Origin of the sequence: Streptomyces corynorhini (genome assembly GCF_003346515.1) — a bacterium.
In the GTDB taxonomy this organism is placed as follows: domain Bacteria; phylum Actinomycetota; class Actinomycetes; order Streptomycetales; family Streptomycetaceae; genus Streptomyces; species Streptomyces corynorhini.
This window is the reverse complement of sequence record NZ_QQNA01000180.1, coordinates 1-25,192: the sequence shown is the minus strand read 5'-3', so window position 1 is coordinate 25,192 and position 25,192 is coordinate 1. Positions and strand designations below refer to the sequence as shown.

Below are 25,192 nucleotides of genomic sequence, written 5' to 3'. Positions count from 1 at the left end.
GGACCTCGGAGTCGCGGGCGATGCGCCAGATCGCGGCTCCGTCCTCCACTCGTGGGGTGTCGATCGTGCGGAGTCGGGTGAATTCGCTTCGGGCGCCTGCAAGGTCTGCTTGTGCGGCGGTCATACGGATTGAATTTACCGAGCAAATTCAAAAGATGCATCTTCTGGAGGGGTTGGGTGAGAAGCGGCCCTGTGTTATCACGCGGGCGCGGACCCCAGTGTCGGATCGGCCAGAAGCGGGGTAAAATATGCCGAAATCAGGGATAAAGCGGGCGTGATCATGGGCTCGGTCACATATCCGTAACGCTCGCGAGGTGGCGCCGAAACCAAGGCGTTTAGCTTCGGGGAAAGCGGGAAGACGAATAGCGGGAAGCCACTCGCAATAAGTNNNNCGGCCCGGCCCGGCCCGGCCGACCGTGCGTCCGCCTTTCGTGCGTTCGCCCTACGCGTGTCCGCCTCACGGGCGTTCGCCTCACGCGTGTCCGCCTTACGCGTGTTCGTCGACCGCGCGTGAGGCGGCTGCCTGGTCCACCGGGACGCCCAGGGCGCCGAGCGCCGCGCCCAGCGCCGCCAGCGAGGCCCGCACGGTGTCGGGGGTCGCGTGCGGCCCGTAGTGGTTGACCCGGACCATCTCACCGGCGAGGGCGCCCCCGCCCGCGATCAGCGGCAGCGCCGGATCGGCCGCCAGCGCCTTCGCCACCAGCTCCGCCGCGTCCACCCCGGCGGGCGTGCGCAGCGTCGTGGCCACCGGAGCGGCGTCCGCGGCCTGGTGGACGAACGGCTCAAGACCGCCCCCCAGCGCCGACGCCCCCGCGCGGGTCGCGGCGGCGGCCGAGGCGTGCCGGGCGATCACCGCGTCGAGGCCGACCGCCTCGATACGGTCCAGACACGCCTCCAGCGCCAGCGTCTCCAGCTGGGCCGGCGCGTGCGGCAGCGCCCTGCGGCCCGCGTCGATCCAGCGCTCCTTCCAGTCGAGCAGCGACAGGTAGGAGCGCCGGGGCGCCCCCGGGTTGGCGGCGAACCGCTCCCAGGCGCGCGGGCTCACCGAGACCGCCGAGACACCGGCCGGTCCGCCCATCGCCTTCTGCGCGCCGATCACGCACAGGTCGACGCCCCAGGCGTCCGGCAGCAGCGGCTCGGCGGCCACCGAGGCGACGGCGTCCAGCATGAACAGGGCGCCGTGGGCCCGTACCACCTCGCCGATCTCCGCGACCGGGTTGGTGTTGCCGGTCGCCGCCTCGGCGTGCACGAGCGAGACGAAGTCGATCCCGGGATGCGCGGCGAGGGCCCGCTCGACCTGGGCCGCGGTGACGGCCGTGTGGAAGGGCACCTCCAGGTCGACGACGGTGGCGCCGCAGTCGCGCAGCCAGTCGCCGAAGGTCTGCCCGTAGGGGCCGGTCACCACGTTCAGCGCGGTCGAGCCGGGCCGCGCGCCCCCGCGCACGCACCCTTCCAGCGGCAGCAGGGCCTCGCCCTGCGTGATCACGACATCGTTCCCGGTGGCCAGCAGCGCGGCGACGCGGCGCTCGACGGCGGCGAAGTGCTCGGCGGTCAGCGGGGGCAGATCCAGCAGGGGGTGGGTCACGGCGAGGCTCTCTTCGGGGACGGGCGGAGGCGGGCGCGGGAAGGGGCGGAACCCCTCGTGGGTACCCTCGGACCGGGAGGGGGAATCCCTCCCGGTCGAGGGTACCCACGGGCTCGTACAGTGCTGCCCATGAGTGATCACGCGGTGCTGAGGGTGAGGGGCCGGATCCTGGTCGGCCCCGAGGACGTCAGGGACGAGCTGTGGATGGTGGGCGGCCGGATCAGCTACGAGCGGCCCCCGGGCGCCCGTGACGTCCGTGACGTCGAGGGCTGGGCGCTGCCCGGACTGGTCGACGCCCACTGCCATGTCGGCCTCGACCACCACGGCGCGGTGGACGCGGCGACCAGCGAGAAGCAGGCGCTGACCGACCGGGACGCGGGCGCCCTGCTGCTCAGGGACGCGGGTTCCCCGGCGGACACCCACTGGACCGACGCCCGCCCGGACCTCCCGAAGATCATCAGGGCGGGCCGCCACATCGCCCGAACCCGCCGCTACATCCGCGGCTACGCCCACGAGATCGAGCCCGCCGACCTGGTCGCGTACGTGGCGCGGGAGGCCCGGCGCGGCGACGGCTGGGTCAAGCTCGTCGGGGACTGGATCGACCGCGACGCGGGCGACCTGACCGCCTGCTGGCCGCGCGCCGAGGTGGAGGCGGCGATAGCCGAGGCGCACCGGCTCGGCGCCCGCGTCACGGCGCACTGCTTCGCCGAGGCCGCGCTGCGCGACCTGGTGGAGGCGGGCATCGACTGCGTCGAGCACGCCACCGGACTCACCGAGGACACCATCCCGCTCTTCGCGGAACGGGGCGTGGCGATCGTTCCGACGCTCGTCAACATCGCTACCTTCCCGCAGCTCGCGGCGGGCGGTCAGGAGCGCTATCCGCGCTGGTCCGCGCATATGAACCGGTTGTACGAACGTCGGTACGACACGGTGCGCGCGGCGTACGACGCGGGCGTCCCCGTCTTCGTCGGCACGGACGCGGGCGGCGGCCTCGCGCACGGTCTGGTGGCGGCCGAGGTCGAGGAGCTGACGAAGGCCGGCATCCCACCGCTGGAAGCGCTCTCCGCCACCACCTGGGGGGCCAGGACCTGGCTGGGGCGTCCCGCGCTGGAGGAGGGCGCCCCGGGCGATCTGGTCGTCTACGACGAGGACCCCCGGGCGGACGTACGGGCCCTGGCGGCGCCCCGGCGGATCGTGCTGAACGGGCGGGTGGTCGGCTGAATGTCCGTGCCGGTCAGTGGATGGCGCGGATCATCACGGTGAGGACCGGCGACTCCGCCGACGGCTGGCTCTGCCCGATGTCCTCGTATCCCCAGGACGTGTAGAGCGCGTGCACCTTTCCGTCACCGGCGGCCGGGTTGACCATGAAGGTGACGTACCGCTCCTCGCGCGTGGCGAGTATGGCGTCATGGATACGGCGGGCGATGCCGGTCTTCTGCCAGTCCGGCCGAACACCGCCTTCCTTCAGGGCCACGGCCGGGCCTGCCGTGTATTGGTCCGCTGGCGCCGGGTTGGTGCGCTGCCAGTACCGGTCACCACGCTCGATCGTGTTGCCGTAGACGTAGCCGACAGGACGGCCGTCCGCGTAGGCGAGGACAGCCCCGAATCCTGTTTCAGAGCCGTGGCGGTCCAGGCGCTCGCTGAATGCGGGGATCGCGTAGTTCGGCAAGTGGAGCAGCGGGGCACGGACATCGGAGTAGACCTCGATCAGATCGTCACGAACAGCTTCGAGGGTGGTGAACGTGCGGAGTTCGGCAGCGGGTGTCGTGGTCATGCGGGTGTCCTCCAAGCGTTGCGGTGGTGCTCGGTCCAGATCTGGGTGGTAGAGCTGCCCGGTGCGGTGGCGTGCAGCGCGGCACCGAATTTCTGAAGCAGGCGGGATACACGGGCGTGTTGGGTAGCGGCGTCGGAGGGGACCGACATCGCGGTGACCGTAGCGGCATCGACGGCACCTTGCGCGAGCTGGGCGTGTGCGAGCCGTGTCGTGGTGATGGCCAAGGACCGGCGCATATGGGGCCGAAGGGCGGACAGGCAGCGGTGAGCGTGGAATTCGGCTGTCTGGTAGTCGCCGAGCGCGAGAAAGGCTGAGAGCCCGAGCGAATCCAACTCGGCTTGGTCGTAGAACGCGAGCATCCACACCGGCCGGAAGTCCGCCGGATCGGCGCGCAGCATGGCGTCTTGCGCCTGCTCGAACGCGCGGCGTGTTCCGGTGCGGTCCCGCGCCACTCCATGGATGGCCGACTGCCGAGCCAGGCCGAGGGACGCGAACAGGGGATCACGGCGCGTGATGTGCAGATTGCGGGCGACATCGTTGGCGGCAAGTGCATGGGAAGGGCGGCCCATGTGCCGGTACATAGTCCCCGCGTGACTCCAGATGCGGAACTTGATCGCTTGATTGCCGGACATCTCGGCAAGGACCTGCGCTTCGCGCATATGCGCTCTCGCATCGTTGTAGCGTCGGCCGTCGATCGCCGCCCACATCGCTGAGGAACGGAACGACGCCGCACAGGCATACAGGCTGTTGCGTACGCGCTGGGTGGCACTGCCCATGTTCTGAAGATTCAGTGCCTCGTCGGCAAGCGCGGTAGCTCGCTGCTCGATACCGAGCTGACCACCGTGGCGGTGATCGTTGGCGATGACCTCGGTGAAGCGCGTGTGCAGACGGTCGACATCACTTATGCCGATGCGGCGGCGCGATGCGCTGGGGGCGGTTGCTGCTGCCGCTGCGGCAGCGATGCCGCCAACAAGGATGCGGCGCTTCATATCTGAGTCTTCCTGTGACAGGGCCGGGGCAACCGAGGTCCGGCCCCGTGGAACGAACCCTAAGGAGGTGGCGGATAAGCCGGTGACGTCCTCAAGGGCCTTGCGGGTAGCCGATTTAGGCCACTTGACCCGGCCCGCTTTCCAGGACCGGATCGATGAGCCGTCCAGTCCGCCGGCCCGCCCGGTAAGTCGCTCAAGGGCTCCATTCACGGCATCAGCCAGGCTGTTGGAGCTGTGCCCGTGCTCGGCCATCCATTGCTCCAGAGCCGCATTGCGCGTGACCTCCATAACCGCACCGTAGCGGAGTGATTTCCACCTGTCAGGTAAACGAAAAGTCAAATCGCCCTAGGAAATTTCACCGAATACCCCTCTGATCGCCCTAACTTCCCTGCTGTGGAAGGGAGTTGTCTGGTTACTGGCCGCCCGCACACAACAGTGTGAGCGGCTGTTGACGGCTCGGCTCGTTCCTGAAATCCCCAGGAGGGGCGAGCCGGGCGCCGAGACAACGACGAAGGCTCCACCAATGACGAGTCTCAGTGACCAAGTTCAGGCCGCACCCGTCGGCCACCCCGCCTACAGCCAAACGTTTCCGTGCGAGCCGGAGACGGCCGAGGCCGGCCGCAAGCTTGTCCGCCGCGCCCTTGCCGTATGGCACCTCGACGATCTCGGTGACCGCTCGGCGCTGATCATGTCCGAGCTGGTCGCGAACGCCGTCCGGCACACCCCTTGCTCCTCGATCCGTCTGATGGTCGGACGGCCGAACGCGAGATGGGTACGCATCGCAGTGGTGGACCGGGCGCCCTCGCTACTGCCGGAACTCAGCCTGGTCGACGCCGACGAGGAGTCCGGCCGCGGCCTGCTCCTCATCGATGCGATCGCCGACCGCTGGGGCTACGACCTTCACGGAAACGGCAGGTCCGTATGGGGCAAAGAGGTTTGGGTGGAAATCCTCATTGAAACCGAACAGTGACCGCCGATCCCGTATCCGTACCCCTGCCCCTGCCGGACCTGGCTCGCCTGAGGCCCCGGCAGCAGATGGCCATCGACTGCGCCCGGTGCGCCCGGCATCTGGGGATGTCCGGCCAGGTGATCGGAGACGTGCGGTACCGGGGCCTGCTGTTCCGGCTGTGGATCTGCGAGGACGGGTGCCGCTCGCGCGTCCGTGGCGAGCTGTGACCGGCCGTCGGCGCCGTACACGTTTCCACCGGGTCCCTGACCGTCGTCACCCGCTGATGTGCCGCTGGGAAGTCTGGTGGCTGGTTGCGGACATCGCAGGGCTGCTGGCAGCCATTGCCTCGGCTGTGTCGGCCAAGTAACGGCTGCCGCCGAAGCGCGGTGCGCGCTGGATTCCACCTTTCCTTGGAAGGAGTACCGGGTCATGACCATTCCGCTCCCGATTGCCGGCCTGGACTGGACCGCGTTGCGGAACTTCGCCGCGCTGCGAGGACAGCTCAGGGTCTCGCTGACGCCCATCTGCAACGTGAAGTGCTGGTTCTGCCACAACGAGGGAGATGTGCCACCACCGTTCACGCATCTGCACCGCGACGCCAAGCCCCGCGCCCGCGAGCTGACCGCTGAGGACTACGTCAACGTGCTGCGTGAGCTGATCGGAGCCGGGCTCAAGCGCGTGTACTTCACCGGTGGTGAGCCGCTCGTGTCGAGGTTGGCGCGGCCCGTCCTGACCCGGCTTCCCGTTCGCGGTCCGGACGTGTCCTACACGCTGATCACGAACGGCCTCCTGGTGCGCACGCATCAGGACTGGCTCGCCACGACCGGCCTGGACAAGGTGAAGGTCTCCCTGCACTACCTCTCCGACGAGTCCTTCCGGGCCATTGCCCAGACTCGCGACGGTGTCGCGGCCGTCCTGGACGGCATCGAGGCTGCCCGCGAGACGTTCGAACGAGTGGAGCTGAACACGCTCATCCAGCACGAGAACGAACACGAGCTGCGCGACATCCTCGCCTACGCACTCGAACGCAGGCTGCCGGTGCAGTTCATCGAGCTGGTCGAGACCGACTTCAACGCCGACCGGAAGTCCTCGGCGGTCGGGGCTCACGGCCTCATCGACCACCTGCGCACACTGACGCGCGAGGAGGAAGCGGTGGTCTCCGGCGTCGGTCAGGGACGGCGGATCTTCCGCATCGACGGCATCGAGATTGACGTCATACACCGCGAACTGGGCCGCCATCACGTGGGCCAGTGTGGCACCTGCCCGGTGAAGGCCAAGTGCGTCGAGGGCTTCTGGGCCCTGCGCATGGACCATGCCGGCGGAATCCAGCCCTGCCTTCTGCGCGACGACCTGCGCATGGACATCCGGTCATTGCTGGACCAGCCGGAGCAGGTTCCCGCAGCCGTGGCCCAGCATGTCGCCGCGTTCACCGAGGGCACTCTGTGAGGCTGCTTCGCGGCCCGTACGCACCTGGGGCGGACAAAGGCCGCCAAGGGCCGTTCGTGGTCCTGGAAGGCGTCTCAGGGGTGGGGAAGTCAACGCTCAGCAGCCTGCTTGCCAAGCGGCTCGGCGCCACGGAGATCCACACACTCACCGATCCGCACACCGGCTGGTCCGGCGCGGTCAACCGGGAGACCCGGCCGCTGCCGCAGTTCGCCTTCTACCTCTCCGGTCTCCTCCACGCCTCCGACACCGTACGGCAGGCCCTGACCGTGGGGCCCGTGGTCGCGGACCGGTACGCCTCCTCGGTCACGGCCTGCCACGCCGCCGTCAACGGCCTCGGCCTGGACCAGGTGAAGGAGCTGATCGCACCGTTCTGGCCGTACCTCGTGGCGCCGGACGCCACCTTCTACCTCATCAGCTCCGATCGCTCGCTGAGGGAACGGATGGGGACCAAGGCGGACGTGAAGCAGGACGACACCGACCTGTTCGGCGTCCCCGGACGCCTTTCCCGGCTCCGGGAGAACTTCCAGGCCGTGGCCGACGAGGACCCCAGCGCCGTCACGCTCCCCTCCGACGGCCGGGGCCCTGACGACCTGGCTCACATCATCGTCAAGCACTTGGAGGGCAAGCGTGCTCAACCCGATCGACACCGACACCGTAATCCGTGACGGCCGCGTCGTCGGCGTGTTCCCGGACGAGATCCACGAGGGTGTGGCTTGGTGGGTCGCCGCCTGCTTCGTTGTCGTCAGCCACACCCGGCAGATGGTCGTGGCACACGACGGGCACCCCACCACGGCCGAGTTCCACCAGCGGTTCTGCCACGGGGCCATCAACGCCCAGCACTTGGGCTGCCAGGTCTCCAGCCTCGGCACGGCCGACGAAGCCCAGCTCCTGTACGCAATGAAGGCACTCGGCTCCGTCCCTGGCGCGTGGCTGTCAACGACCGACGACAGCGGGCGGCTGACCGTCACCATTCGCCTTTACGACGCCGACGGCCGACCTGTCACCGAAGACACCGGCTTGGCCGTGCTGCGGGAGATGATCGCCTCGGACCGTGTTCCCATTCCGGTGAACGACCAGGCCAAAGGGAGTATCACCGAGCGCCGCGACCTGGTGGAGGCACCGTGATCAACGCGGCCGAGGTAGTCACCAGCGGCACCAGCATTCTGTTCGTCACCCTCGATTCCCTGCGCTACGACGTCGCCCGCGCGGCCCTGCACGCCGGTCGGACACCGCGCATGGCGAGGATCCTGCCGGGTGGTGTGTGGGAGGAACGCCGTACCCCCGGCACCTTCACCCTCCCCGCGCACATCGCGTTCTTCTCCGGCTTCTTACCCAAGCTGCCCCAGCCCGTGCAGCCGCCCAGGCTGTGGGAGTGCCGTCCGCCCGCCTTCAAGGACGTCGATGCGGGCACGTTCGTCTTCGACGCACCGAACCTCCTCACCGGGCTCGCCCGGTACGGATACCGCACCGTGTGCATCGGCGGCGTCACCTACTTCTCCCGGGAGACGCCGCTCGGGTCGGTGCTGCCCGACATGTTCCATGAAGACCTCTGGCGGCCCAAGTTCTGCTCCCCGGAGCCAGACTCCACACGCCACCAGGTCGACCATGCTCTGACTGTCGCCGAGCAGTACGCCGACCGCCCGCTGTTCCTGTTCGTCAACGTCTCCGCCACCCATGTTCCCCACGGCCACTACACGGGCGACAGCGTCGACTCCTGGCACTCCCAGGCCGCCGCGCTCGCCTACGCGGACGCACACCTCGGCCGCTTGGTCGAAGCGCTCACCAACAAGAAACGGTGGCTGATCATCATGTGTGCCGACCACGGCGACGCCTTCGGCGAGGACGGCTATCACGGCCGTGGTATCGCCCACCCCACCGTGCTGAACGTGCCGTTCGCCGCCCTGCTCACCTCATAAGGACTACGCTCCGGGGCCATGAGCGACACATCCGAGCGGGGGGCGATGCGCGACGCCTCCGTCGTCGTGGCCCGGGACCTGGACGGCAAGGTCGCTGTCCTGAGCGCCGAATTCCCCCGGCACGGAGGCGAGTACGTGTTCCTGCCCGGAGGACGCCGGGAAGGTGACGAGACTCCGGAGGAGTGTGCGCGCCGCGAACTTCGAGAGGAAGCCGGTGTCACCGCCGACACCTGGTGCGTCCTCGGTTCGTACGCCATCACTCTGAACTCCCCGGCCCGTATCCACCTCTTCCTGGCCGAGAGTCTCACCTACGGGCCGCGTCAACTCAATCCGGGCGAAGCGGACTTCAAGCTGATGTGGTGGCCGATGGCCGACGCGATCCGGGCTGCGGCCCAGGGGCGATTCCTGCTTCAGGGCGGTCCCCTGGCGTTGCTGCTGACTCAACAGATGACATCGGTCTGACGGGAACGCAGGCGCCCCTGGGGAACGCGCGTGCCACAAGAATCGAATCCGACCCCGAAAACACCACTTTAGAGTGAACTCACTTCAGGTGCTCGCCTGTTCACTCTAAGTGCGTAAAGATTCCGGTGTCTCAGTCGCCACTGCCACGTGTCCCCGTTCGGCAGCGCGCGACGTCAAATCTCTTGTGGGGGTTCCACATCTTGAACAGCAATACCTTCCGCATGCCCGCGCGCCGGTACGCCGCCGTCGTGGCGGCCGCCGCGCTGACGGCGGGGCCTGTCCTCCTCGCCGCCCCGGCACAGGCCACCGGAGGCAAGGGCGAGGGGCGGGCGAGCGCGGTCGTGCTCGGCGTCGGACTCGACGTGTCCCTGCTCAACAAGACCGTCAACCTGCCGCTCAACGTCTCGCTCAACGAGGTCAAGGCGCCGGCGAGCGCCGAGCGGACGGCGCTCAGCGCCCGGCTGGACGGCGTGGACGGCGGAAAGCCGTTCACCCTGCTGCGCGCCGACGTGGCCACCTCGAAGGCGACGGCCGACGCGGACAGGGCCGAGGGCTACAGCAACCTCGCGCACGCCAAGGTCCATGTCCCCGGGCTGCCGCTGCTCTCCCTGATCGAGATCCAGGAGGTCACCTCCAAGGCGGTCTGCGAGGCCGGGAAGCGGCCGGTCGCCGATTCGAACGTGCTCGGTCCCGTGACCGTCCTCGGCAAGAAGGTCACCCTGTCGGCGGGCGGCACCACCCTGGTCCGGGTGCCGGGCGTCGGCGAGGTCACGCTCGACCTGTCCAAGACGCACACCACCTCCCGTACGGCGGCGGCCTCGGCGCTCGAACTCAAGGTGTCGGTCAATCCGCTCAAGCTGAACGTCGCCGAGGTCGAGGGCACGGTCACCCTCGCCGGAGCCACCTGCGAGTCGCCCGACGCGCCCGCCCCGGAGAAGCCGAAGCCGGAGAAGCCCGAGCCCGAGCCGTCGAAGCCCGAGGAGCAGAAGCCGGAGGAGCAGAAGCCCGAGGAGTCCAGGACCCCGGAGGCGGGCAAGCCGGCCGACGACGGGCCCAAGAGCGACGTGAAGCCCCAGACGGCGGCTGAGCCGGTCGCGGCGAACCTCGCCGAGACCGGCGGCAGTTCCACGACGCCGTACCTGGCGGGCGGCGCGGCGGCCCTGCTCGCGGTGGGCGGCGGCGCGCTGCTCGTGGTCAGGAAGGCCCGCGCCGGGCGCTGAGGTGAGGGGGGCGGTGCTCCGCCGTGGAGCACCGCCCCCTGCCACCGGCCCTGCGGGCTCAGACCTTCGACGCGTAGCCGACGAAGTCGCCCCAGGCGGCCGGTGCGAAGCCGAGGTGGGGCAGGCAGATGTCCTTGGTGTCCCGGACGTGGACGGTGCCGGGGGTGGCGGCCACCTCGACGCACACCGGGCCGTCGTTGGTGCTGTAGCTGCTCTTCGTCCACTCCAGCGCGGAACCGTCTCCGGCAGAGGACTTGAGGGTCATGTCTCTCCAAGAAGCTTCTCGATGAAGGCCCGCGACTCCCGTGGCCTCATGGCCTGCGATCGGATCATCCCATAGCGCATCTCCAGGATCTGGACCTCCTTGGGGTCGGAGATCACCCGGCTGCTGAGCTGGACTTCGTTGTGCCCCACCGTCGTGCCGTTCCTGAGCTTCAGTACCTGGAGCGAGCCGCCCAGTCCCGAGTGTTCCTCGGCCGACGTGGGCATCACCTGGATCTCGACGTGCCGCAACGTCGCCCTCTCCAGGAGATGTTCGAGCTGCCGCCGCCACACCATTCTGCCCCCGACGGGCCGCCGAAGCGACGCCTCTTCCTGGACGAAGGTCAGCAGCGGAAGGGGCCGTTGATCGAAGAGGCATTGCCGCCCCATACGAGCGGCCACCAGGCGTTCGAGTTCGTCCTCCTCGTACGCCGGACGCCGCAGCCCGTACAGCGCGCGGGCGTACTCCTCCGTCTGGAGGAGGCCGTGCACGACGAGGCTTTCGTACGCGCCCAGTTCCAGCGCTTCCGCCTCCAGCTTCGCCAGGTTCCGGACCTTCCGGGGGTAACGGGCCTCCGCCACGTCCCGCTTCATCGCGGCGATCTTGCCGCCCGCACTCAGGACCTGGTCCGCCTTGTCCAGGAACTCCGGCCGGGGGATGCGTTTTCCGGCCTCCACCTTGTAGATCTGGTTCTCGCCGTACCCGATCGCCACCCCGAACTCGGCCTGGCTGAAACCCCCCGACATGCGCCAGAGCTTGATCTGCCGGCCCACCGCCGCGATGACCCCGACGGAGTCGTTGTCGGCGTCCGGCTCCCAGCCCGGCTCGTCCGCCCCCTCCGCCGCGCCGCCTTCGGTACCCGTACCGCCGCTGTCCACACTCATGCGTACACCTCCGAAACGTGACCTCGCCAGGTAACCCGTTCGCCCCCGTGAAAGGTCACGCCGTACGCCCCGGACAGCACCCGGACAGCACCCGGACAGGGACCCGGACAAGGACCCGGAGGCCGCGTCCGACAGGGCCGCCGCACCCCCGCCTCCTCAGCCGCCCACCGCCGTCAGCGCCTGGTCCAGGGCCTGGAGGAAACGATTCGTCGTGGCCCGGTCCCGGACCGCGAGCCGCAGCCAGCACGGCCCCAGACCGGGAAACGTGTCCCCTCGGCGGGCCGCGAAGCCCAGCGTGCGCAGCCGCGCCCGCACCGCGTCCGCGCGCTCCGTCCGGATCAGCACGAAGGGGCCGCGCGCCGCCTCCACCGTCACGATCTCCTCGAACTCCGCCAGACCGGCGAGCAGATGCGCCCGCTCCCTCGCGATCCCGCACGCGGCACGCTCCGCCTCGGCCAGCGCCTCCGGCGACACGCACGCCTCGGCCGCCGCCAGCGCGGGCGTCGACACCGGCCACAGCGGCTGCGCCCGCTCCAGCGCCGCGACCGTCTCCGGCTCGGCCAGCACATAACCGATGCGCAGCCCCGCCAGCCCCCAGGTCTTCGTCAGGCTGCGCAGCACCACGAGCCCCGGCACGTCCGTACGCCCGGCCAGCGCCTCCGGCTCGCCCGGCACCGCGTCCATGAACGCCTCGTCCACCACCAGCGTCCGCCCTGGGCGGGCCAGCTTCACGATGTCCTCGGCCGGATGCAGCACGGACGTCGGGTTCGTCGGATTGCCGAGCACGACCAGATCCGCGTCGTCGGGCACCGCCGCCGGATCGAGCCGGAACCCCTCCGACGCGCGCAGCAGCACCCGCCGCACCGTATGGCCCGCGTCCCGCAGAGCCGCCTCCGGCTCGGTGAACTGCGGATGGACGACCACCGGCCCGCGCCCCGGCAGCGCGCGCGCGAGCAGCACGAACGCCTCCGCCGCGCCCGCCGTCAGCAGCACCCGCTCCACCGGCAGCCCGTGCCGCGCCGCGACCGCCGCGCGGGCCGCCCGCCCGTCGGGATAGGCGGCCAGCCCGGTCAGCGAGGCGGCGATCCGCTCGCGCAGCCAGTCGGGGGGAGTGCCCGTACGGACGTTGACGGCGAGGTCGATCAGCCCCGCCGCCCCGTCCCGTACCTCGGCGTCGCCGTGATGGCGCAGGTCGTGGCGGTCAGCGCGCGTAGACATGGGCGTCGGCTCTCCGGATCGTGCGTACGTGCTCGGTGGTCTTCGCGCACTCGGTCCGCTCCGTGCGCTCGGTCTGCTCGAAGTGCTGGACGACACGGGTCACCGGACTCCTTCCCCCTGCCACCGGTCTCCCGGGGCGCCTGTCGTGCTCTCTGCCGTCCCCCACATCATGTCCGCCCGGTTCGGTTCCACTCCGAGTGGCCCCTACTCGCCACCGCGCAGGTGACGGCGGACCGGCCGGCCCCCGCCACCGACTTCCGCTTCGGCACCAGCAACACGCCCCCGCCCATCAGCGCGGCGGCCTCCGCGACCGACGCCGTCCCGGTCGCGGCCAGCGGCGCGGCCGACGGATTCGGTACGGCGACCCCGGCCAGCAGCTCCGGCGGCCAGCCGCGCACCGGCACCCCGAGCCGCGCCCCGGCCCCGGCGATCGCGGGGCGCAGGGCGGCGGACGCCACGGTCGCCAGCTCCACCACCCGGCCGGGCGGGAGCCTCGCCTCGCGCAGGGTGCGCGCGATGAGCGCCAGGACGTCCTCGGCGCGGGCGCCGCTCCTGGCACCGACGCCGACGATCAGGTCCTGTCCGGCCGCCTCATGAGGTGCGCCGCGCCCGTCCGATCGGCTATGCAGGGGCGCATGGCGGTCTTCGTCGCGCTCGGCGCGTTCCTCATGACGCTGTTCGGCGGCTGGACGGCGCAGCGGGTCACCGACCGCCGTCATCTCGTGCTGGGCCTGGCCGGGGGACTGATGCTCGGGGTGGTCGGCCTCGACCTGCTGCCCGAGGCGATGCACGCGGCGGGACACGAACTCTTCGGGGTGCCGCAGGCGCTGCTGCTGTTCGTCGGCGGGTTCCTCGTCGCCCATATGGTCGAACGGCTCCTCGCCTTCCGTCAGTCCGGCGGCCCGCACGGCGCCGACGCCGCCACCGACGCCGCCGGGCCCGCCACCGACGCCGCCACCGACCTCGCCGCCGGGCCCGCCGAGAACCACCGGGTCCCGGAGGTCGGGCTCACCGCCGCCGCCGCGATGGTCGGCCACAGCCTGATGGACGGCGTCGCACTCGGCGCCGCCTTCCAGGTCGGCGGCGGCATGGGGCTCGCCGTCGCGCTCGCCGTCATCGCCCACGACTTCGCGGACGGCTTCAACACGTACACCCTGACCAGCCTGTACGGGAACGACCGGCGCCGGGCCGTCACGATGCTCGTCGCCGACGCCGTCGCGCCGGTGATCGGCGCCGCGTCCACACTGCTGTTCACGCTCCCCGAGGAGGCGCTCGGCAGCTACCTCGGCTTCTTCGGCGGCGCGCTGCTCTACCTCGCCGCCGCCGAGATCCTGCCCGAGGCGCACCACGACCACCCGGCGCGCTCCACGGTGCTCTGCACGGTCCTGGGCGTCGGCTTCGTCTGGCTGGTGGTCGGCGTCGCCGGATGAGACGCCGGGGCAGCAGACGGCGCCGGGAGCGGGCAGCCGGACGCTCACCGCCGGACCGCGCTCACGCCGTACCCCCGCCGTGCCGCCCGCCGCTCACGTCGCGGCCTCCCCGGCGCACCCCGCCACCAGCCGCCGCGCCATCGCGGGCGCCGCCGCCCAGTGCGTGTGCAGATAGCTCGCGTGCACCCCGCCCCGGACGAATCCCTCCATCCGGCGCTCCGGATGCGTCAGCCCCCAGGCGGGGGCCTCCCCGGCGCCCGGTTCCAGCACCGTACGGTGGAACTCGTGCCCGCGTACCCGGGTACCGGCCGCCGCCAGCGCGCTGTCGCCGATCGCCACCGCCTCGCGGTAGCCCAGCGTCAGCCGCCCCGACATCCGCGCGTCCGCCGCCAGCACCCCGCACATCGGCTTCCCGTCCAGAGAGCGCGCCAGATAGAGCAGCCCGGCGCACTCGGCGGCCACCGGAGCGCCGGAGTACGCCAGCTCGGCCACGGCCTTGCGCAGCGGCTCGTTGGCGGACAGCTCCGGGGCGTAGACCTCAGGGAAGCCGCCGCCGATCACCAGCCCCCGCGTCCCCTCCGGGAGTTCCTCGTCGCGCAGCGGATCGAAGGGGACGACCTCCGCGCCCGCCGCCGTCAGCAGCTCGGTGTGCTCGGCGTACGAGAAGGTGAACGCCGAGCCGCCGGCCACCGCGATCACCGGCCGCGCACCGGAGGCGGCGGCCACCACCGGCTCGACCGCAGGCTCCCACGCCACCGCGTCCAGCGGCGGCGCGCTCCTGGCCAGCGCGAGCAGCGCCGCCAGGTCACATCCCTCCCGTACCCGCCCGGCCAGCTCCCGCATGGCGGCCAGCGCGTCCGCGCGCCGCTCGGCGACCGGCACCAGCCCCAGATGGCGCGAGGGCGTCCCGACGCCGTCGGTACGGCGCAGCACCCCCATCACGGGCACGCCCGACTCGTCCAGCGCCTCCCGCAGCAGCCGCTCGTGCCGGTCGGTGGCCACCTTGTTGAGGATCACCCCGCCGATCCGCACCTCCGGGTCCCACGACGCGAAGCCGTGCACCAGCGCCGCCACCGAACGCGACTGCGACGAGGCGTCCACCACCAGCACCACCGGCGCCCGCAGCAGCTTCGACACCTGGGCGGTGGAGGCCAGTTCGCCCTGGCCGGAGGCGCCGTCGTACAGCCCCATCACGCCCTCGACCACGGCGAGGTCCGCCCCCGCCGCGCCGTGCGCGAACAGCGGCCCGATCAGTCCGGTCCCGCACATGTACGCGTCGAGGTTCCGGCCCGGCCGTACCGCCGTGGCGCCGGGCCCCGCCGACACGGCCAGCGCGTGATACCCCGGATCGATGTAGTCGGGGCCCACCTTGTGCGGGGAGACGGCGAGACCACGCTCGGAGAAGGCCGCCATCAGCCCTGTCGCGACCGTGGTCTTGCCGGCGCCCGACGCGGGGGCGGCGATCACCAGCCTCGGGACGTTCACCACGGGTCGCTCCTGTTCAGCACTCGTTCACCACTCGATGCCCCGCTGGCCCTTCTGGCCCGCGTCCATCGGGTGCTTGACCTTCGTCATCTCCGTGACGAGATCCGCGAAGTCCAGCAGCTCCCGCGGGGCGTTGCGCCCGGTGATCACCACGTGCTGGGTGCCGGGCCGGTTCCGCAGCACCTCGATCACCTCGGCGGTGTCCACCCAGCCCCAGTGCAGCGGATAGGCGAACTCGTCCAGCACGTACAGCTTGTGGGTCTCGGCCGCCAGATCCCGCTTGACCTGCTCCCAGCCCTCGCGCGCGGCCTCCTCGTTGGAGAGCTGCGCGTCGCGCTGCACCCACGACCAGCCCTCGCCCATCTTGTGCCAGGCGACGCTGCCGCCCTCGCCGCTCGCGCCCAGCGTCTTGAGGGCCTGCTCCTCGCCGACCTTCCACTTCGCCGACTTCACGAACTGGAAGACCCCGATCGGCCACCCCTGCGTCCACGCCCGCAGCGCGAGCCCGAACGCCGCCGTCGACTTGCCCTTGCCGGTGCCCGTGTGGACCAGCACCAGCGGGCGGTTGCGGCGCTGCCGGGTGGTGAGCCCGTCGTCCGGTACGTTCTCCGGCTGTCCCTGCGGCATTACGCTGCCCTCCCACGTCGTTCGTCGCCTGCCTGCTGTACATCCCTGACGAGTCCGGCGAGCCGGTCGGCGCGCAGCTCGTCCAGGGTGATCGCCGTACCGTCCAGGTCCCTCGCGAGCGCGCCCGCGAGCCCCAGCCGCACCGGCCCCGACTCGCAGTCCACCACGACCGACGCCGTCCCCTGCGCGGCGTGCAGCCGGGCCGCGCGCGCGGCCAGCGCCACCGGATCGGGGCCGCCGGTCGCCCGGCCGTCCGTCACCACGAGCAGCAGCGGACGGCGCGCGGGGTCGCGCATCCGCTCCACCCGCAGCACGTCGTGGGCCTTGAGCAGCCCGGCGGCCAGCGGGGTCCGCCCGCCCGTGGGCAGCGACTCCAGCCGCGCCGCCGCCGCGTCCACCGAGGAGGTGGGCGGCAGCGCGACCTCCGCCTCCTTGCCCCGGAAGGTGATCAGCCCGACCTTGTCGCGCCGCTGGTAGGCGTCGAGCAGCAGCGAGAGCACCGCGCCCTTCACCGCGCTCATCCGCTGCCTGGCCGCCATCGAACCGGAGGCGTCGACCACGAACAGCACCAGGTTTCCCTCGCGCCCCTCCCGCGTCGCCTGCCGCAGATCGTCCTTGCGCACCACCAGCCCGGCGCCCACGCGGCCCCTGGCCCGCTGGTGCGGCGCCGCCGCCTGGACGGTCGCCGTGAGATGCAGTTTGGTCAGCGCGCCGCTCGGCCGCCGGGATCCCGTCGTCCTGCCGTGCTCGGTACGGGCCCGGGAGCGCCGGCCGGCCGCGCCCTCGCCCAGACCGGGCACGCTCAGCGCCTTCGTACGGAACGGCTCGGTGGCGCCCACGGCCGACTGCTCACCGGCGCCCGGCGCGCCCGCGCGCTGCTGGGGCTCTGGTTGGGCCTCGGGCCGCTCGGTCCCGGCGCCGTCCGGTACGTCGTCCGGGGACGGCTCGTCCGGAGTGCCGGTCGTCTCGGGCGCCGGGGAGTCCTCGGGGCCGCGCTGCGGCGGCAGCCCGCCACCGCCGCCGCCCCCGCCGTCAGGACCGTCGTCCGGTCCCTCCGGCTCCGGGTCGTCGTCCCCCTGGTACTCCTCCAGCGTGTCGTCGAGCTTCTCCTCGTCCAGCCCCGGCGCGTCGAACGGATTGCGCCGCCGCCGGTGCGGCAGCGCGAGCAGCGCCGCCTGCCGTACGTCCTCGGCCAGCACGTCCGCGCGCCCCGCCCAGGCGGCCAGCGCCGTCGCGGTCCGCGCCATCACGATGTCCGCGCGCATCCCGTCCACCTCGAACGCGGCGCAGGTCGCGGCGATCTGGAGCAGCGCCGCGTCCCCGAGACGCACCTCGGGCAGCAGCGCCCGCGCGGTGGCGATCCGCTCGCGCAGCGCCGTCTCCTCCCCGGCCCAGCGCGCGGTGAACGCGGCCGGGTCGTCGTCGTACGCGAGCCGCCGCCGCACCACCTCCACCCGGGTCTCCGGCTCGCGCGAGGCCACCACCTCGACCGTCAGCCCGAAACGGTCCAGCAGCTGCGGCCGCAGCTCGCCCTCCTCGGGGTTCATCGTCCCGACGAGCAGGAAGCGCGCGGCGTGCCGTACGGAGACGCCCTCGCGCTCCACGTACGAGGCGCCCATCGCGGCGGCGTCCAGCAGCACGTCGATCAGATGGTCGTGCAGCAGGTTGACCTCGTCGACGTAGAGCACCCCCCGGTGCGCGTCCGCGAGCAGACCCGGCTCGAACGCCTTCACGCCCTCGGACAGCGCCCGTTCGATGTCCAGCGCGCCGACGAGCCGGTCCTCCGAGGCGCCGACCGGCAGCTCGACCACCCGGGCGGCCCTGGCCGCGCCGGGACCCGGCTCGTGCGGCCCGTCCGGGCAGCCGGGGTCGGGCGCGGCCGGGTCGCAGCTGAACCGGCAGCCGGGGACGACGCTCAGCTCGGGCAGCAGCGCCGAGAGCGCCCGTACCGCCGTGGACTTGGCCGTGCCCTTCTCCCCGCGTACGAGCACCCCGCCCACGGCGGGGCTGACCGCGTTGAGGACCAGGGCGAGCCGCAGATCGTCCATGCCGACGACGGCGGTGAACGGAAAGGATGTGCTCATGTGCTGATCGCTCCTCTGAGTGGCTCTCGTACGGTGGTCACGGCGCCCCCGGGGGAACGAAGGGCAGCCCCGCGGGCGGCCCCTCCTCGATCAGCCGCAGCAGCGCGTCCGTGTCCGCGTGCTCCTCGACGAGGTCACCGAGGAGGTCGAGCTGTTCCTCGCGCAGCGCGCCGAAGCTCGTATCGGGCGCCGGGACGAAACGCCGGCCGGCCGCCCGCGCCACCTCGGTCAGGAACCGCCGCCGGAACCCGTCGCTCTCCAGCGCCCCGTGCCAGTGCGTGCCCTGGACGGCCCCCACCCGGCAGCCGTCCAGACGCTCTCCCGCCGCGTCCGTGACGAACGCGTCGCCGCCGCGCACCTCGGCGATCCCGTGGTGGATCTCGTACCCCTCGACCCGCTCGCCGAGGGCCGTGCCGACCGGCCGGGCCAGCGTCTTGTCGCGGGCGAACGTCACCTGTACGGGCAGCAGCCCCAGCCCGGCCACCGTGCCCGCCCGCGACTCCACCTCGTCCTCGATGCGCTCGCCCAGGATCTGGTAGCCGCCGCAGATCCCCAGCACCGGACGGCCCTCGGCGGCCCGCCGGGCGAGGGCGTCGGCGAGACCGCGCTCGCGCAGCCAGGCCAGCGCCTTCACCGTGCCGCGGGTCCCCGGCACGACCACCAGGTCCGCGTCGGCCAGCTCCTCCGGCCGGTCCACGAACCGCACGACCACACCCGGCTCGGCCGCCAGCGCGTCCACATCGGTGAAGTTCGACATCAGCGGTACGGCACAGACCGCGACCCGCAGCACGTCCTCGCCGTACGGCGCCGTCAGCGCCGACTCGCGCACGGCGCCGCGCAGCGAGACGCCCAGCCCGTCCTCCTCGTCGATGCCCAGACCGTGCCGGAAGGGCAGCACCCCGAACGTCGCCCGCCCGGTCAGCCCGCGCAGCATCTCAAGACCCGGCTCCAGCAGCGAGACATCGCCCCGGAACTTGTTGACGAGATAGCCCGCGAGCAGCCCCTGGTCCGCCGGGCTCAGCAGCGCCGTCGTACCGAAGAACGACGCGAAGACCCCGCCCCTGTCGATGTCGCCGACCACGACCACCGGCAGCCGCGCTGCCCGCGCGATGCCCATGTTGACGATGTCCGTCCGGCGCAGATTGATCTCCGCCGGGCTGCCCGCGCCCTCGCAGATCACCGCGTCGTACGTGGCGCGCAGCTCCTCCAGGCACTCCAGTACGGTGCCGAGCAGCGCCTCGCGCCGGCCCCCGCGCAGCGGTTGTCCGGGGGACGACCCGCCGGACGCCCCGAAGAACCCGGTGGCGCTCAGCTCGCCGACGGGCCGGCCCATCAGCACCACCTGGCTGCGGTGGTCGCCGCCCGGCTTGAGGAGCACGGGGTTCATCAGCGCGGTCGGCTCCACCCGCGCGGCCTGCGCCTGCATGGCCTGGGCGCGGCCGATCTCGGCGCCCTCACGGGTCACGAACGAGTTCAGGGACATGTTCTGCCCCTTGAACGGCGCGACCTTCATACCGCGTCGTGTCAGCCACCGGCAGATCCCCGCCGTGACGACGCTCTTGCCCGCGTCGGAGGTCGTCCCGGCTATCAGGAGACCCCCGCCGCGCCCGCCCCGGCTCATCCGTTCCTCCTTCTCCGCGCGGCCGTGCGCCGCAGCGTGCCGTATCCGAACCTGCCCGCCACACAGACCGCCAGGGCCAGCGCGTTCACCCGGCGCGACAGCCGTACGGCGCGCTCGATGTCCGCGACCTCCACGGGCCGCCCGGCGCCGTTCAGCACCGGCCGGTGCTCGACCCGGCCGCCGTAGGCGAGCGTGCCGCCCAGCCGTACCCCCAGCGCGCCCGCGAACGACGCCTCCACCGGGCCCGCGTTGGGGCTCGGGTGCCGGGCCGCGTCCCGCCGTACGGCGCGCAGCGCCCCGCGCGGATCACCGCCCGCGACGACGGCCAGCGCGGCGGTCAGCCGGGCGCCGGGCCAGCCCACGACGTCGTCGAGGCGCGCGGCGGCCCAGCCGAACCTGCGGTAGCGCGCGCTCCGGTGCCCCACCATGGCGTCCAGCGTGTTCACGGCCCGGAACCCGGCCAGCCCGGCGGGGCCCGCGACCGCGCCCCACACCAGCGCGCCGACGACGGCGTCCGAGGTGTTCTCTGCGACGGACTCCACGACGGCCCGCGCGATCCCCGGCCCGTCCAGCGCCTGCGGGTCCCGCCCGCACAGGTGCGGCAGCCGCTCCCTGGCCCGCTCGACGTCCCCGGCGGCCAGCGCGGCGCCGATCGCCCGCGCCTCGCGGCCCAGCGAGGTCCCGCCCACCACCGACCAGGTGGCGGCGGCGGTCAGGGCGACGGCGGCGGCGGGGCGGTGGCGTACGGCACGGGCCGTCAGCGCGACGGCCCCGGCGGCGCCACCGGCGCACACCGCCGTGTGCAGCGCGCCCCGGCCGCGGTGGTCGCGCCACAGGGCGCGCTCCACGGCCCCGGCGGCGCGGCCGAACGCCGCGACGGGGTGGCCCCGGCGCGGATCGGCGAAGAGGAGGTCGGCCAGGAGCCCGGCGGTGGCGCCGTACGCGAAGACCCGCTCGGTGGCGGCGGAGCCGCCGCCGCGAGCGGCGGCAGAACCGCGGCCAGGCATGGCGAAATGTCCTCACTCAGGGTCCGCGCCCCGGTTCGACGTGACGCGGCGGCAGGAGTTCCTGGCTCCCGGAGCGCCCCGCGCGGGGCGCTCGCGGTGACAGTGGCGGGACCGCGCCGGATTCGCACCGGCTTCCTCTTCTGCCGCCGTGTATGGCCCCGGCAGTCCACCACGCCGCCGAAAGACCCGTCAACTCCGCCTTGACCTGCGAAGGGACAGTGTGCCGAGCCCCACAGGGGAGGCCAGGACCAGGAGCCCCGCGCGCCCGGGGTCAGGCCACGATCAGGTGGATCCCGTACGCCACCGCCGCCAGGCAGAGCCCGAAGCAGAGGCAGGCGCCGGCCGTACGGAGCGCCCCCACCGAGCCGGTGGCGCCGCCCGGCGCCCCGGAACCGGTGTCCGGCTGTCGCTCCGGCCTGGCGAGGGCCACGACGCCCAGGGTGAACAGGCCCACCAGCGCGACGGTGGTCACGAGACTGACGCCGAAGACGGAGCCGAGCGCCGCCCAGTCGATGTTCATGCGATGACTTCCTTCGGGCTTCCGGGCTTCAGACCGTGGCGGTGCGCGCGGGCTCACCGGCGGGACCGGTGGGTGCGCCCGGCACGGCGGGGGCGTGGATGGTGGCCGACAGGTCCTGCGCGACCCCGGCGGGCGGCGGCGGGCTGACGGCGGCGATGGCGGTGGTCACGATGCCCGCGGGCGCCGGGGAACCGGCGGCTCCCTCCCGCGTACCCGCCGCGGCGTCCATGCCCTCGGTGACGTTCGTGTGGTCGACCGGCCGACGGCGCGAGGCGAGCCAGATCCCGCCCGACCCCGCGATGAGCAGGACGGCGACCGCCGTGACGCCCCAGGTGCCCTGACCGGTGAGGAACTCGGCGCCCGCGGCGACCAGTCCCGCGGCGGGCAGGGTCAGCCCCCAGGCGATGAACATCCGGCTGGCGGTGGACCAGCGCACCACGCCGCCCTTGCGGCCCAGCCCCGCGCCCATCACGGCGCCGGAGCACGACTGCGTGGTGGAGAGCGAGAAGCCCAGGTGCGAGGAGGCGAGGATGACGGTGGCCGCGCTGGTCTGCGCGGCGAAGCCCTGCTGCGGCCGGAGGTCGGTCAGGCCGGTGCCCATGGTGCGGATGATGCGCCAGCCGCCGAGGTACGTACCGAGCGCGATCGCCAGCCCGGCCGAGACGATGACCCAGACCGGCGGGTTGGAGCCGGGGGCGAGCACGCCGCCGGTCACCAGCGCGAGCGTGATGACGCCCATGGTCTTCTGCGCGTCGTTGGTGCCGTGCGCGAGGGAGACGAGACCGGCGGAGGCGATCTGGCCCGCGCGGTACCCCTTGGCGGTCGCCCTGTCGTCCGTGTTCCGGCCGATCCGGTACGTCAGCTTGGTGGCGAGCATGGCCGCCACCCCGGCGACGACGGGCGCGGCGAGCGCGGGGATCAGCACCTTGGTGACGACCACGCCGCCGTTGACGCCGGAGGCGCCCACCGACATCAGCGTGGCGCCGATCAGCCCGCCGAACAGCGCGTGCGAGGAGCTGGAGGGCAGTCCGAGGAGCCAGGTGAACAGATTCCAGAGAATCGCGCCGACGAGCGCCGCGAAGATCACTTCTGTTCTGATGCCCTGTTCGTTGATGAGGCCGCCGGAGATCGTCTTGGCGACCTCCACCGACAGGAACGCGCCGACAAGATTCAGGACCGCGGACATGCCCACCGCGACCTTGGGCTTCAGAGCGCCGGTCGAGATGGTCGTGGCCATCGCGTTGGCGGTGTCGTGGAAACCGTTCGTGAAATCGAACACGAGAGCTGTCACGATCACAATCGCGAGCAGCAGCGTGATGTGTTCCATCTGACCATCTTTCGAGGGAATCCGGGGCGGAATCGAATCCTTGGTTTCAGAGGCGCGCAGCGCCGCAGTAGGCTGCTTTTCTGCCTGCGGGCAGCGGGCAGGGCTTGTCCGGGGCCGGCCGTCAGGCCGGCGTGAAGCCGCCCCGAGCTATCGGTGGTGGAGGAGTCACTGACCTGACCCAGGCAATCGTTCGTTCAATGGCGGTGGCCTCGGCGAAGGTATGGAGTCAGGGTGAACGGAAGATGAACTGGGTGGGACTTCGCGGTGTTCGCTCCCGCGGAGCCCCCTCATCGGTTCACCGAGAACGGCAGCGCCCTCGGCCCGGCACCTGACAGGATCGGCCCATGACGCATCACGGGCGGCGCGACACGACGGAAGAAGCGTGGCGGGAACTGGTCTCCACCGCCCGGCGGACAGCCGCCGAGGGACTGGTCGTCGGCACCTCGGGCAATGTCTCCGTACGCGTCGGCGACCTGGTCCTGGTCACCCCGAGCGGCGTGCCCTACGACCGGCTCACCCCCGAGGACACCGTCGCCGTCGACCTCGAAGGACGGCAGGTCCTCGGCGAGCTGGTGCCCACCAGCGAACTGCCCCTGCACCTCGCCCTGTACCGGGAGACCGACGCGCTCGCCGTGGTCCACACTCACGCCGTGCACGCCACGGCCGTCTCCACGCTCGTCCCCGAACTGCCGCTGATCCACTACATGGCGGCGGCCTTCGGCGGACCGGTCCGGGTCGCCCCGTACGCGCTGTACGGCTCCCCGGAGCTGGCCGCGCACATGCTCGAAGCGCTGCGCGGACGCACCGGCTGCCTGCTCGGGAACCACGGCACCGTCACCTACGGCGCGAACCTCGACCAGGCGTACGACCGTACGGCGCAGCTGGAGTGGATGGCGCGCCTCTGGCTCACCGCCGCCGCGCTCCCCGGCCGCACTCCCGCCCTGCTCTCGGCGGAGCAGGTGGCCGAGGTGGCACAGAAGCTCAAGGGGTACGGGCAGCGCGACGACGGCACCGAGGGCTGACCGGCCGGGCCCCGGGAGGCTCCCGCCGGAACAGCACGGGACAGCACGGAACAGCGCGGGACGGCACGGAACAGCACGGGACAGAACAGAACAGGACGCCCCGGACACCCCGGACGCCCCGGACACCCGTGGTCGTCACCCCTGACGGCCCCCGTCCGGTGGCCCGGCCGGGCCCGGCCCTGGACACTGTGAACGTGCGCCCGGCCAAAGCAACGGCAGCTGCCGTCACCACAGTGCTCGGGGTCGGTGCGGCCGCGGTCGCCGCCGGCCGGTACGCCAGCGATGCCGCGCTCAAGGCACCGCCGGGGCGGCCCCTGCCCAGCGACCCACGCCTCACCGTCCACGCCACCGCCGCGGGACAGGTCACCCTGTCCCGCTGTCTCGCCGCCCTGCGCCCCGGCACGTACGGGATCCAGGGCCCCGGCGTGCACGCCGTCGTCGGGCCCGTCCTGGAAGACGTGGAACACCCCGCCGACACCGTCGTGCGCCGGCTGGAGCGCGTCAGCCACGGCACGCTGCGCACCGGCACCCGGGTGCGCCTCACCCCGCAGGTGCACAGCGGCGACCCCGGCACCGCCCTCGGCCTCGAACACCGGAACGTGTCGATCCCCGGCGAGCTGGGCCCGCTGCCCGCCTGGTTCGTCCCCGGAGCGCGCGACACCTGGGTGATCACCACACACGGCCTGGGCACCACACGCGAGCACCCCATGAACGTCATGGAGTTCCTCGCCGGGCAGCGGCTCCCCGTGCTCGACCTCGCCTACCGGGGCGACCCGGACCCCGGCGCGCCCCGCTCCCCCGGCGGCCTCGGCCACCTCGGGGACTCGGAGTGGCGCGACCTGGACGCGGCGATCCGCTACGCCGTCCGCTACGGCGCCGAGCGCGTCATCCTGCACGGCTGGTCCGTCGGCGCGTCCATGGCCCTGCACGCCGCCGCCAACTCGGCGCTCAGCGAGCGGATCTCCGGGCTGGTGCTCGACTCGCCGGTGCTGGACTGGGAGGCCACTCTGCGCGCCCTCGCCGCCGCCCGCCGGGTCCCGGGGCCGCTGCTGCCGCTCGCCGTCAGGGCGGCGCAGGGCAGGACGGGGCTGCACGGGGACCGGCTCCTGGAGGCCGCCGATCCGCGCAACCTCCATGTGCCGACACTGATCTTCCACGGCCCCGACGACACTCTGGCGCCCTGGCACCCCTCCCGCGAACTCGCCGCCCACCGGCCGGAGCTGGTCGGCCTGCATCCGGTCGAGCACGCTCCGCATGCGGCGATGTGGAACGCCGATCCGGCCGGCTACGAGGAGACGCTCCGCCGCTTCCTCACCCCCCTCCTGTAGGGCCTTCGGCCGGCCGCGGCCGGCCGAAGGCCCTAC

26 protein-coding genes, 1 pseudogene and 1 riboswitch are annotated in these 25,192 nt (G+C 72.3%); of the genes and pseudogenes, 12 read left to right on the top strand and 15 right to left on the bottom strand.

Going from position 1 to position 25,192, the window contains the following annotated elements; all coding sequences use genetic code 11:
• Together DVH02_RS36325 and DVH02_RS22100 are read right to left on the bottom strand one after the other, a co-directional pair.
• Positions 1-124 (bottom strand): annotated as a pseudogene (locus DVH02_RS36325) (diaminobutyrate acetyltransferase); the annotation flags it as partial.
• A 363-nt stretch (positions 125-487) separates the two neighbouring features.
• A complete protein-coding gene (locus DVH02_RS22100; RefSeq protein ID WP_114625562.1) occupies positions 488-1,585 on the bottom strand; it encodes a pyridoxal-phosphate-dependent aminotransferase family protein in 1,098 nt (365 codons plus the stop codon).
• 129 nt (positions 1,586-1,714) lie between these two features.
• On the opposite strand from DVH02_RS22100, the gene DVH02_RS22095 reads away from it, so the two are divergent.
• On the top strand, positions 1,715-2,806 hold the full coding sequence (locus tag DVH02_RS22095) for an amidohydrolase family protein (protein ID WP_114625561.1): 1,092 nt from the start codon (positions 1,715-1,717) through the stop codon (positions 2,804-2,806).
• 13 nt (positions 2,807-2,819) lie between these two features.
• Here the strand turns inward: DVH02_RS22095 and DVH02_RS22090 are convergent, their stop codons facing one another.
• Together DVH02_RS22090 and DVH02_RS22085 are read right to left on the bottom strand one after the other, a co-directional pair.
• Positions 2,820-3,359: a GNAT family N-acetyltransferase gene (locus tag DVH02_RS22090; protein ID WP_114625560.1), complete on the bottom strand. Its 540-nt coding sequence runs from the start codon at positions 3,357-3,359 to the stop codon at positions 2,820-2,822.
• Positions 3,356-4,636 (bottom strand): XRE family transcriptional regulator, encoded by a 1,281-nt coding sequence (locus tag DVH02_RS22085; RefSeq protein ID WP_199566368.1) that lies wholly within the window; start codon positions 4,634-4,636, stop codon positions 3,356-3,358. Before DVH02_RS22085 ends, DVH02_RS22090 begins: the two co-directional genes overlap by 4 nt.
• Before the next feature lie 235 nt (positions 4,637-4,871).
• Between DVH02_RS22085 and DVH02_RS22080 the strand changes: the two genes are divergently transcribed.
• From DVH02_RS22080 to DVH02_RS22045, 8 genes are all read left to right on the top strand, one after another.
• A complete protein-coding gene (locus DVH02_RS22080) occupies positions 4,872-5,318 on the top strand; it encodes an ATP-binding protein (protein ID WP_114625558.1) in 447 nt (148 codons plus the stop codon).
• Entirely contained in the window at positions 5,315-5,524 is a 210-nt protein-coding gene (locus DVH02_RS22075) for a hypothetical protein (RefSeq protein ID WP_114625557.1), read from the top strand. Before DVH02_RS22080 ends, DVH02_RS22075 begins: the two co-directional genes overlap by 4 nt.
• Before the next feature lie 202 nt (positions 5,525-5,726).
• Positions 5,727-6,743: a radical SAM protein gene (locus tag DVH02_RS22070; RefSeq protein ID WP_114625556.1), complete on the top strand. Its 1,017-nt coding sequence runs from the start codon at positions 5,727-5,729 to the stop codon at positions 6,741-6,743.
• Positions 6,740-7,408, top strand: coding sequence for a dTMP kinase (locus tag DVH02_RS22065; protein ID WP_267899074.1), 669 nt, complete (start codon positions 6,740-6,742; stop codon positions 7,406-7,408). Before DVH02_RS22070 ends, DVH02_RS22065 begins: the two co-directional genes overlap by 4 nt.
• Entirely contained in the window at positions 7,371-7,868 is a 498-nt protein-coding gene (locus tag DVH02_RS22060; protein WP_114625554.1) for a phosphohexomutase domain-containing protein, read from the top strand. The genes DVH02_RS22065 and DVH02_RS22060 overlap by 38 nt, the downstream gene beginning before the upstream one ends.
• The gene (locus DVH02_RS22055; protein WP_114625553.1) at positions 7,865-8,659 is read left to right on the top strand and encodes an STM4013/SEN3800 family hydrolase; all 795 of its coding nucleotides are present in this window, start codon (positions 7,865-7,867) and stop codon (positions 8,657-8,659) included. The genes DVH02_RS22060 and DVH02_RS22055 overlap by 4 nt, the downstream gene beginning before the upstream one ends.
• Positions 8,660-8,677: 18 nt before the next feature.
• Complete coding sequence (locus tag DVH02_RS22050; protein WP_233518373.1) at positions 8,678-9,121, top strand: NUDIX hydrolase; 444 nt, start codon at positions 8,678-8,680, stop codon at positions 9,119-9,121.
• 200 nt (positions 9,122-9,321) lie between these two features.
• Complete coding sequence (locus tag DVH02_RS22045) at positions 9,322-10,341, top strand: SCO1860 family LAETG-anchored protein (RefSeq protein ID WP_158575926.1); 1,020 nt, start codon at positions 9,322-9,324, stop codon at positions 10,339-10,341.
• A 58-nt stretch (positions 10,342-10,399) separates the two neighbouring features.
• Here DVH02_RS22045 and DVH02_RS22040 read toward each other — a convergent pair whose 3' ends face one another.
• The 4 genes from DVH02_RS22040 to DVH02_RS22025 form a co-directional block, all read right to left on the bottom strand.
• Complete coding sequence (locus DVH02_RS22040) at positions 10,400-10,606, bottom strand: DUF397 domain-containing protein (RefSeq protein ID WP_114625551.1); 207 nt, start codon at positions 10,604-10,606, stop codon at positions 10,400-10,402.
• Complete coding sequence (locus DVH02_RS22035; protein WP_114625550.1) at positions 10,603-11,487, bottom strand: helix-turn-helix domain-containing protein; 885 nt, start codon at positions 11,485-11,487, stop codon at positions 10,603-10,605. Before DVH02_RS22035 ends, DVH02_RS22040 begins: the two co-directional genes overlap by 4 nt.
• Positions 11,488-11,643: 156 nt before the next feature.
• Positions 11,644-12,705 carry an Rv2231c family pyridoxal phosphate-dependent protein CobC gene (gene cobC, locus DVH02_RS22030; protein ID WP_114625549.1) on the bottom strand — a complete coding sequence of 354 codons (1,062 nt, stop codon included), beginning with the start codon at positions 12,703-12,705 and terminating at the stop codon, positions 11,644-11,646.
• A gap of 167 nt (positions 12,706-12,872) precedes the next feature.
• Complete coding sequence (locus tag DVH02_RS22025; RefSeq protein WP_114625548.1) at positions 12,873-13,424, bottom strand: cobalamin biosynthesis protein; 552 nt, start codon at positions 13,422-13,424, stop codon at positions 12,873-12,875.
• On the opposite strand from DVH02_RS22025, the gene DVH02_RS22020 reads away from it, so the two are divergent.
• Positions 13,341-14,135 carry a ZIP family metal transporter gene (locus tag DVH02_RS22020; protein WP_114625547.1) on the top strand — a complete coding sequence of 265 codons (795 nt, stop codon included), beginning with the start codon at positions 13,341-13,343 and terminating at the stop codon, positions 14,133-14,135. The genes DVH02_RS22025 and DVH02_RS22020 overlap by 84 nt on opposite strands.
• A 93-nt stretch (positions 14,136-14,228) precedes the next feature.
• On the opposite strand, the gene DVH02_RS22015 is transcribed toward DVH02_RS22020, so the two are convergent.
• From DVH02_RS22015 to DVH02_RS21985, 7 genes are all read right to left on the bottom strand, one after another.
• Positions 14,229-15,623, bottom strand: coding sequence for a cobyrinate a,c-diamide synthase (locus DVH02_RS22015; RefSeq protein WP_114625546.1), 1,395 nt, complete (start codon positions 15,621-15,623; stop codon positions 14,229-14,231).
• Between the two features lie 24 nt (positions 15,624-15,647).
• Entirely contained in the window at positions 15,648-16,247 is a 600-nt protein-coding gene (gene cobO / locus DVH02_RS22010) for a cob(I)yrinic acid a,c-diamide adenosyltransferase (protein ID WP_114625545.1), read from the bottom strand.
• Positions 16,247-18,331 carry a putative cobaltochelatase gene (locus tag DVH02_RS22005; protein ID WP_114625544.1) on the bottom strand — a complete coding sequence of 695 codons (2,085 nt, stop codon included), beginning with the start codon at positions 18,329-18,331 and terminating at the stop codon, positions 16,247-16,249. The genes cobO and DVH02_RS22005 overlap by 1 nt, the downstream gene beginning before the upstream one ends.
• Positions 18,332-18,368: 37 nt before the next feature.
• Positions 18,369-19,952, bottom strand: a complete 1,584-nt coding sequence (locus DVH02_RS22000) for a cobyric acid synthase (protein WP_114625543.1) — start codon at positions 19,950-19,952, stop codon at positions 18,369-18,371.
• Complete coding sequence (locus tag DVH02_RS21995; protein WP_114625542.1) at positions 19,949-20,959, bottom strand: cobalamin biosynthesis protein; 1,011 nt, start codon at positions 20,957-20,959, stop codon at positions 19,949-19,951. The genes DVH02_RS22000 and DVH02_RS21995 overlap by 4 nt, the downstream gene beginning before the upstream one ends.
• A 33-nt stretch (positions 20,960-20,992) precedes the next feature.
• Positions 20,993-21,145: riboswitch (cobalamin riboswitch) on the bottom strand.
• An 85-nt stretch (positions 21,146-21,230) separates the two neighbouring features.
• A complete protein-coding gene (locus DVH02_RS21990; protein WP_114625541.1) occupies positions 21,231-21,479 on the bottom strand; it encodes a hypothetical protein in 249 nt (82 codons plus the stop codon).
• Positions 21,480-21,507: 28 nt separating this feature from the next.
• Positions 21,508-22,806, bottom strand: coding sequence for an inorganic phosphate transporter (locus DVH02_RS21985; protein WP_114625540.1), 1,299 nt, complete (start codon positions 22,804-22,806; stop codon positions 21,508-21,510).
• Positions 22,807-23,150: 344 nt separating this feature from the next.
• Between DVH02_RS21985 and DVH02_RS21980 the strand changes: the two genes are divergently transcribed.
• Together DVH02_RS21980 and DVH02_RS21975 are read left to right on the top strand one after the other, a co-directional pair.
• The gene (locus DVH02_RS21980; RefSeq protein WP_114625539.1) at positions 23,151-23,828 is read left to right on the top strand and encodes a class II aldolase/adducin family protein; all 678 of its coding nucleotides are present in this window, start codon (positions 23,151-23,153) and stop codon (positions 23,826-23,828) included.
• 194 nt (positions 23,829-24,022) lie between these two features.
• The gene (locus DVH02_RS21975; protein ID WP_114625563.1) at positions 24,023-25,156 is read left to right on the top strand and encodes an alpha/beta hydrolase; all 1,134 of its coding nucleotides are present in this window, start codon (positions 24,023-24,025) and stop codon (positions 25,154-25,156) included.
• The last annotated feature ends 36 nt before the right edge of the window (positions 25,157-25,192 follow it).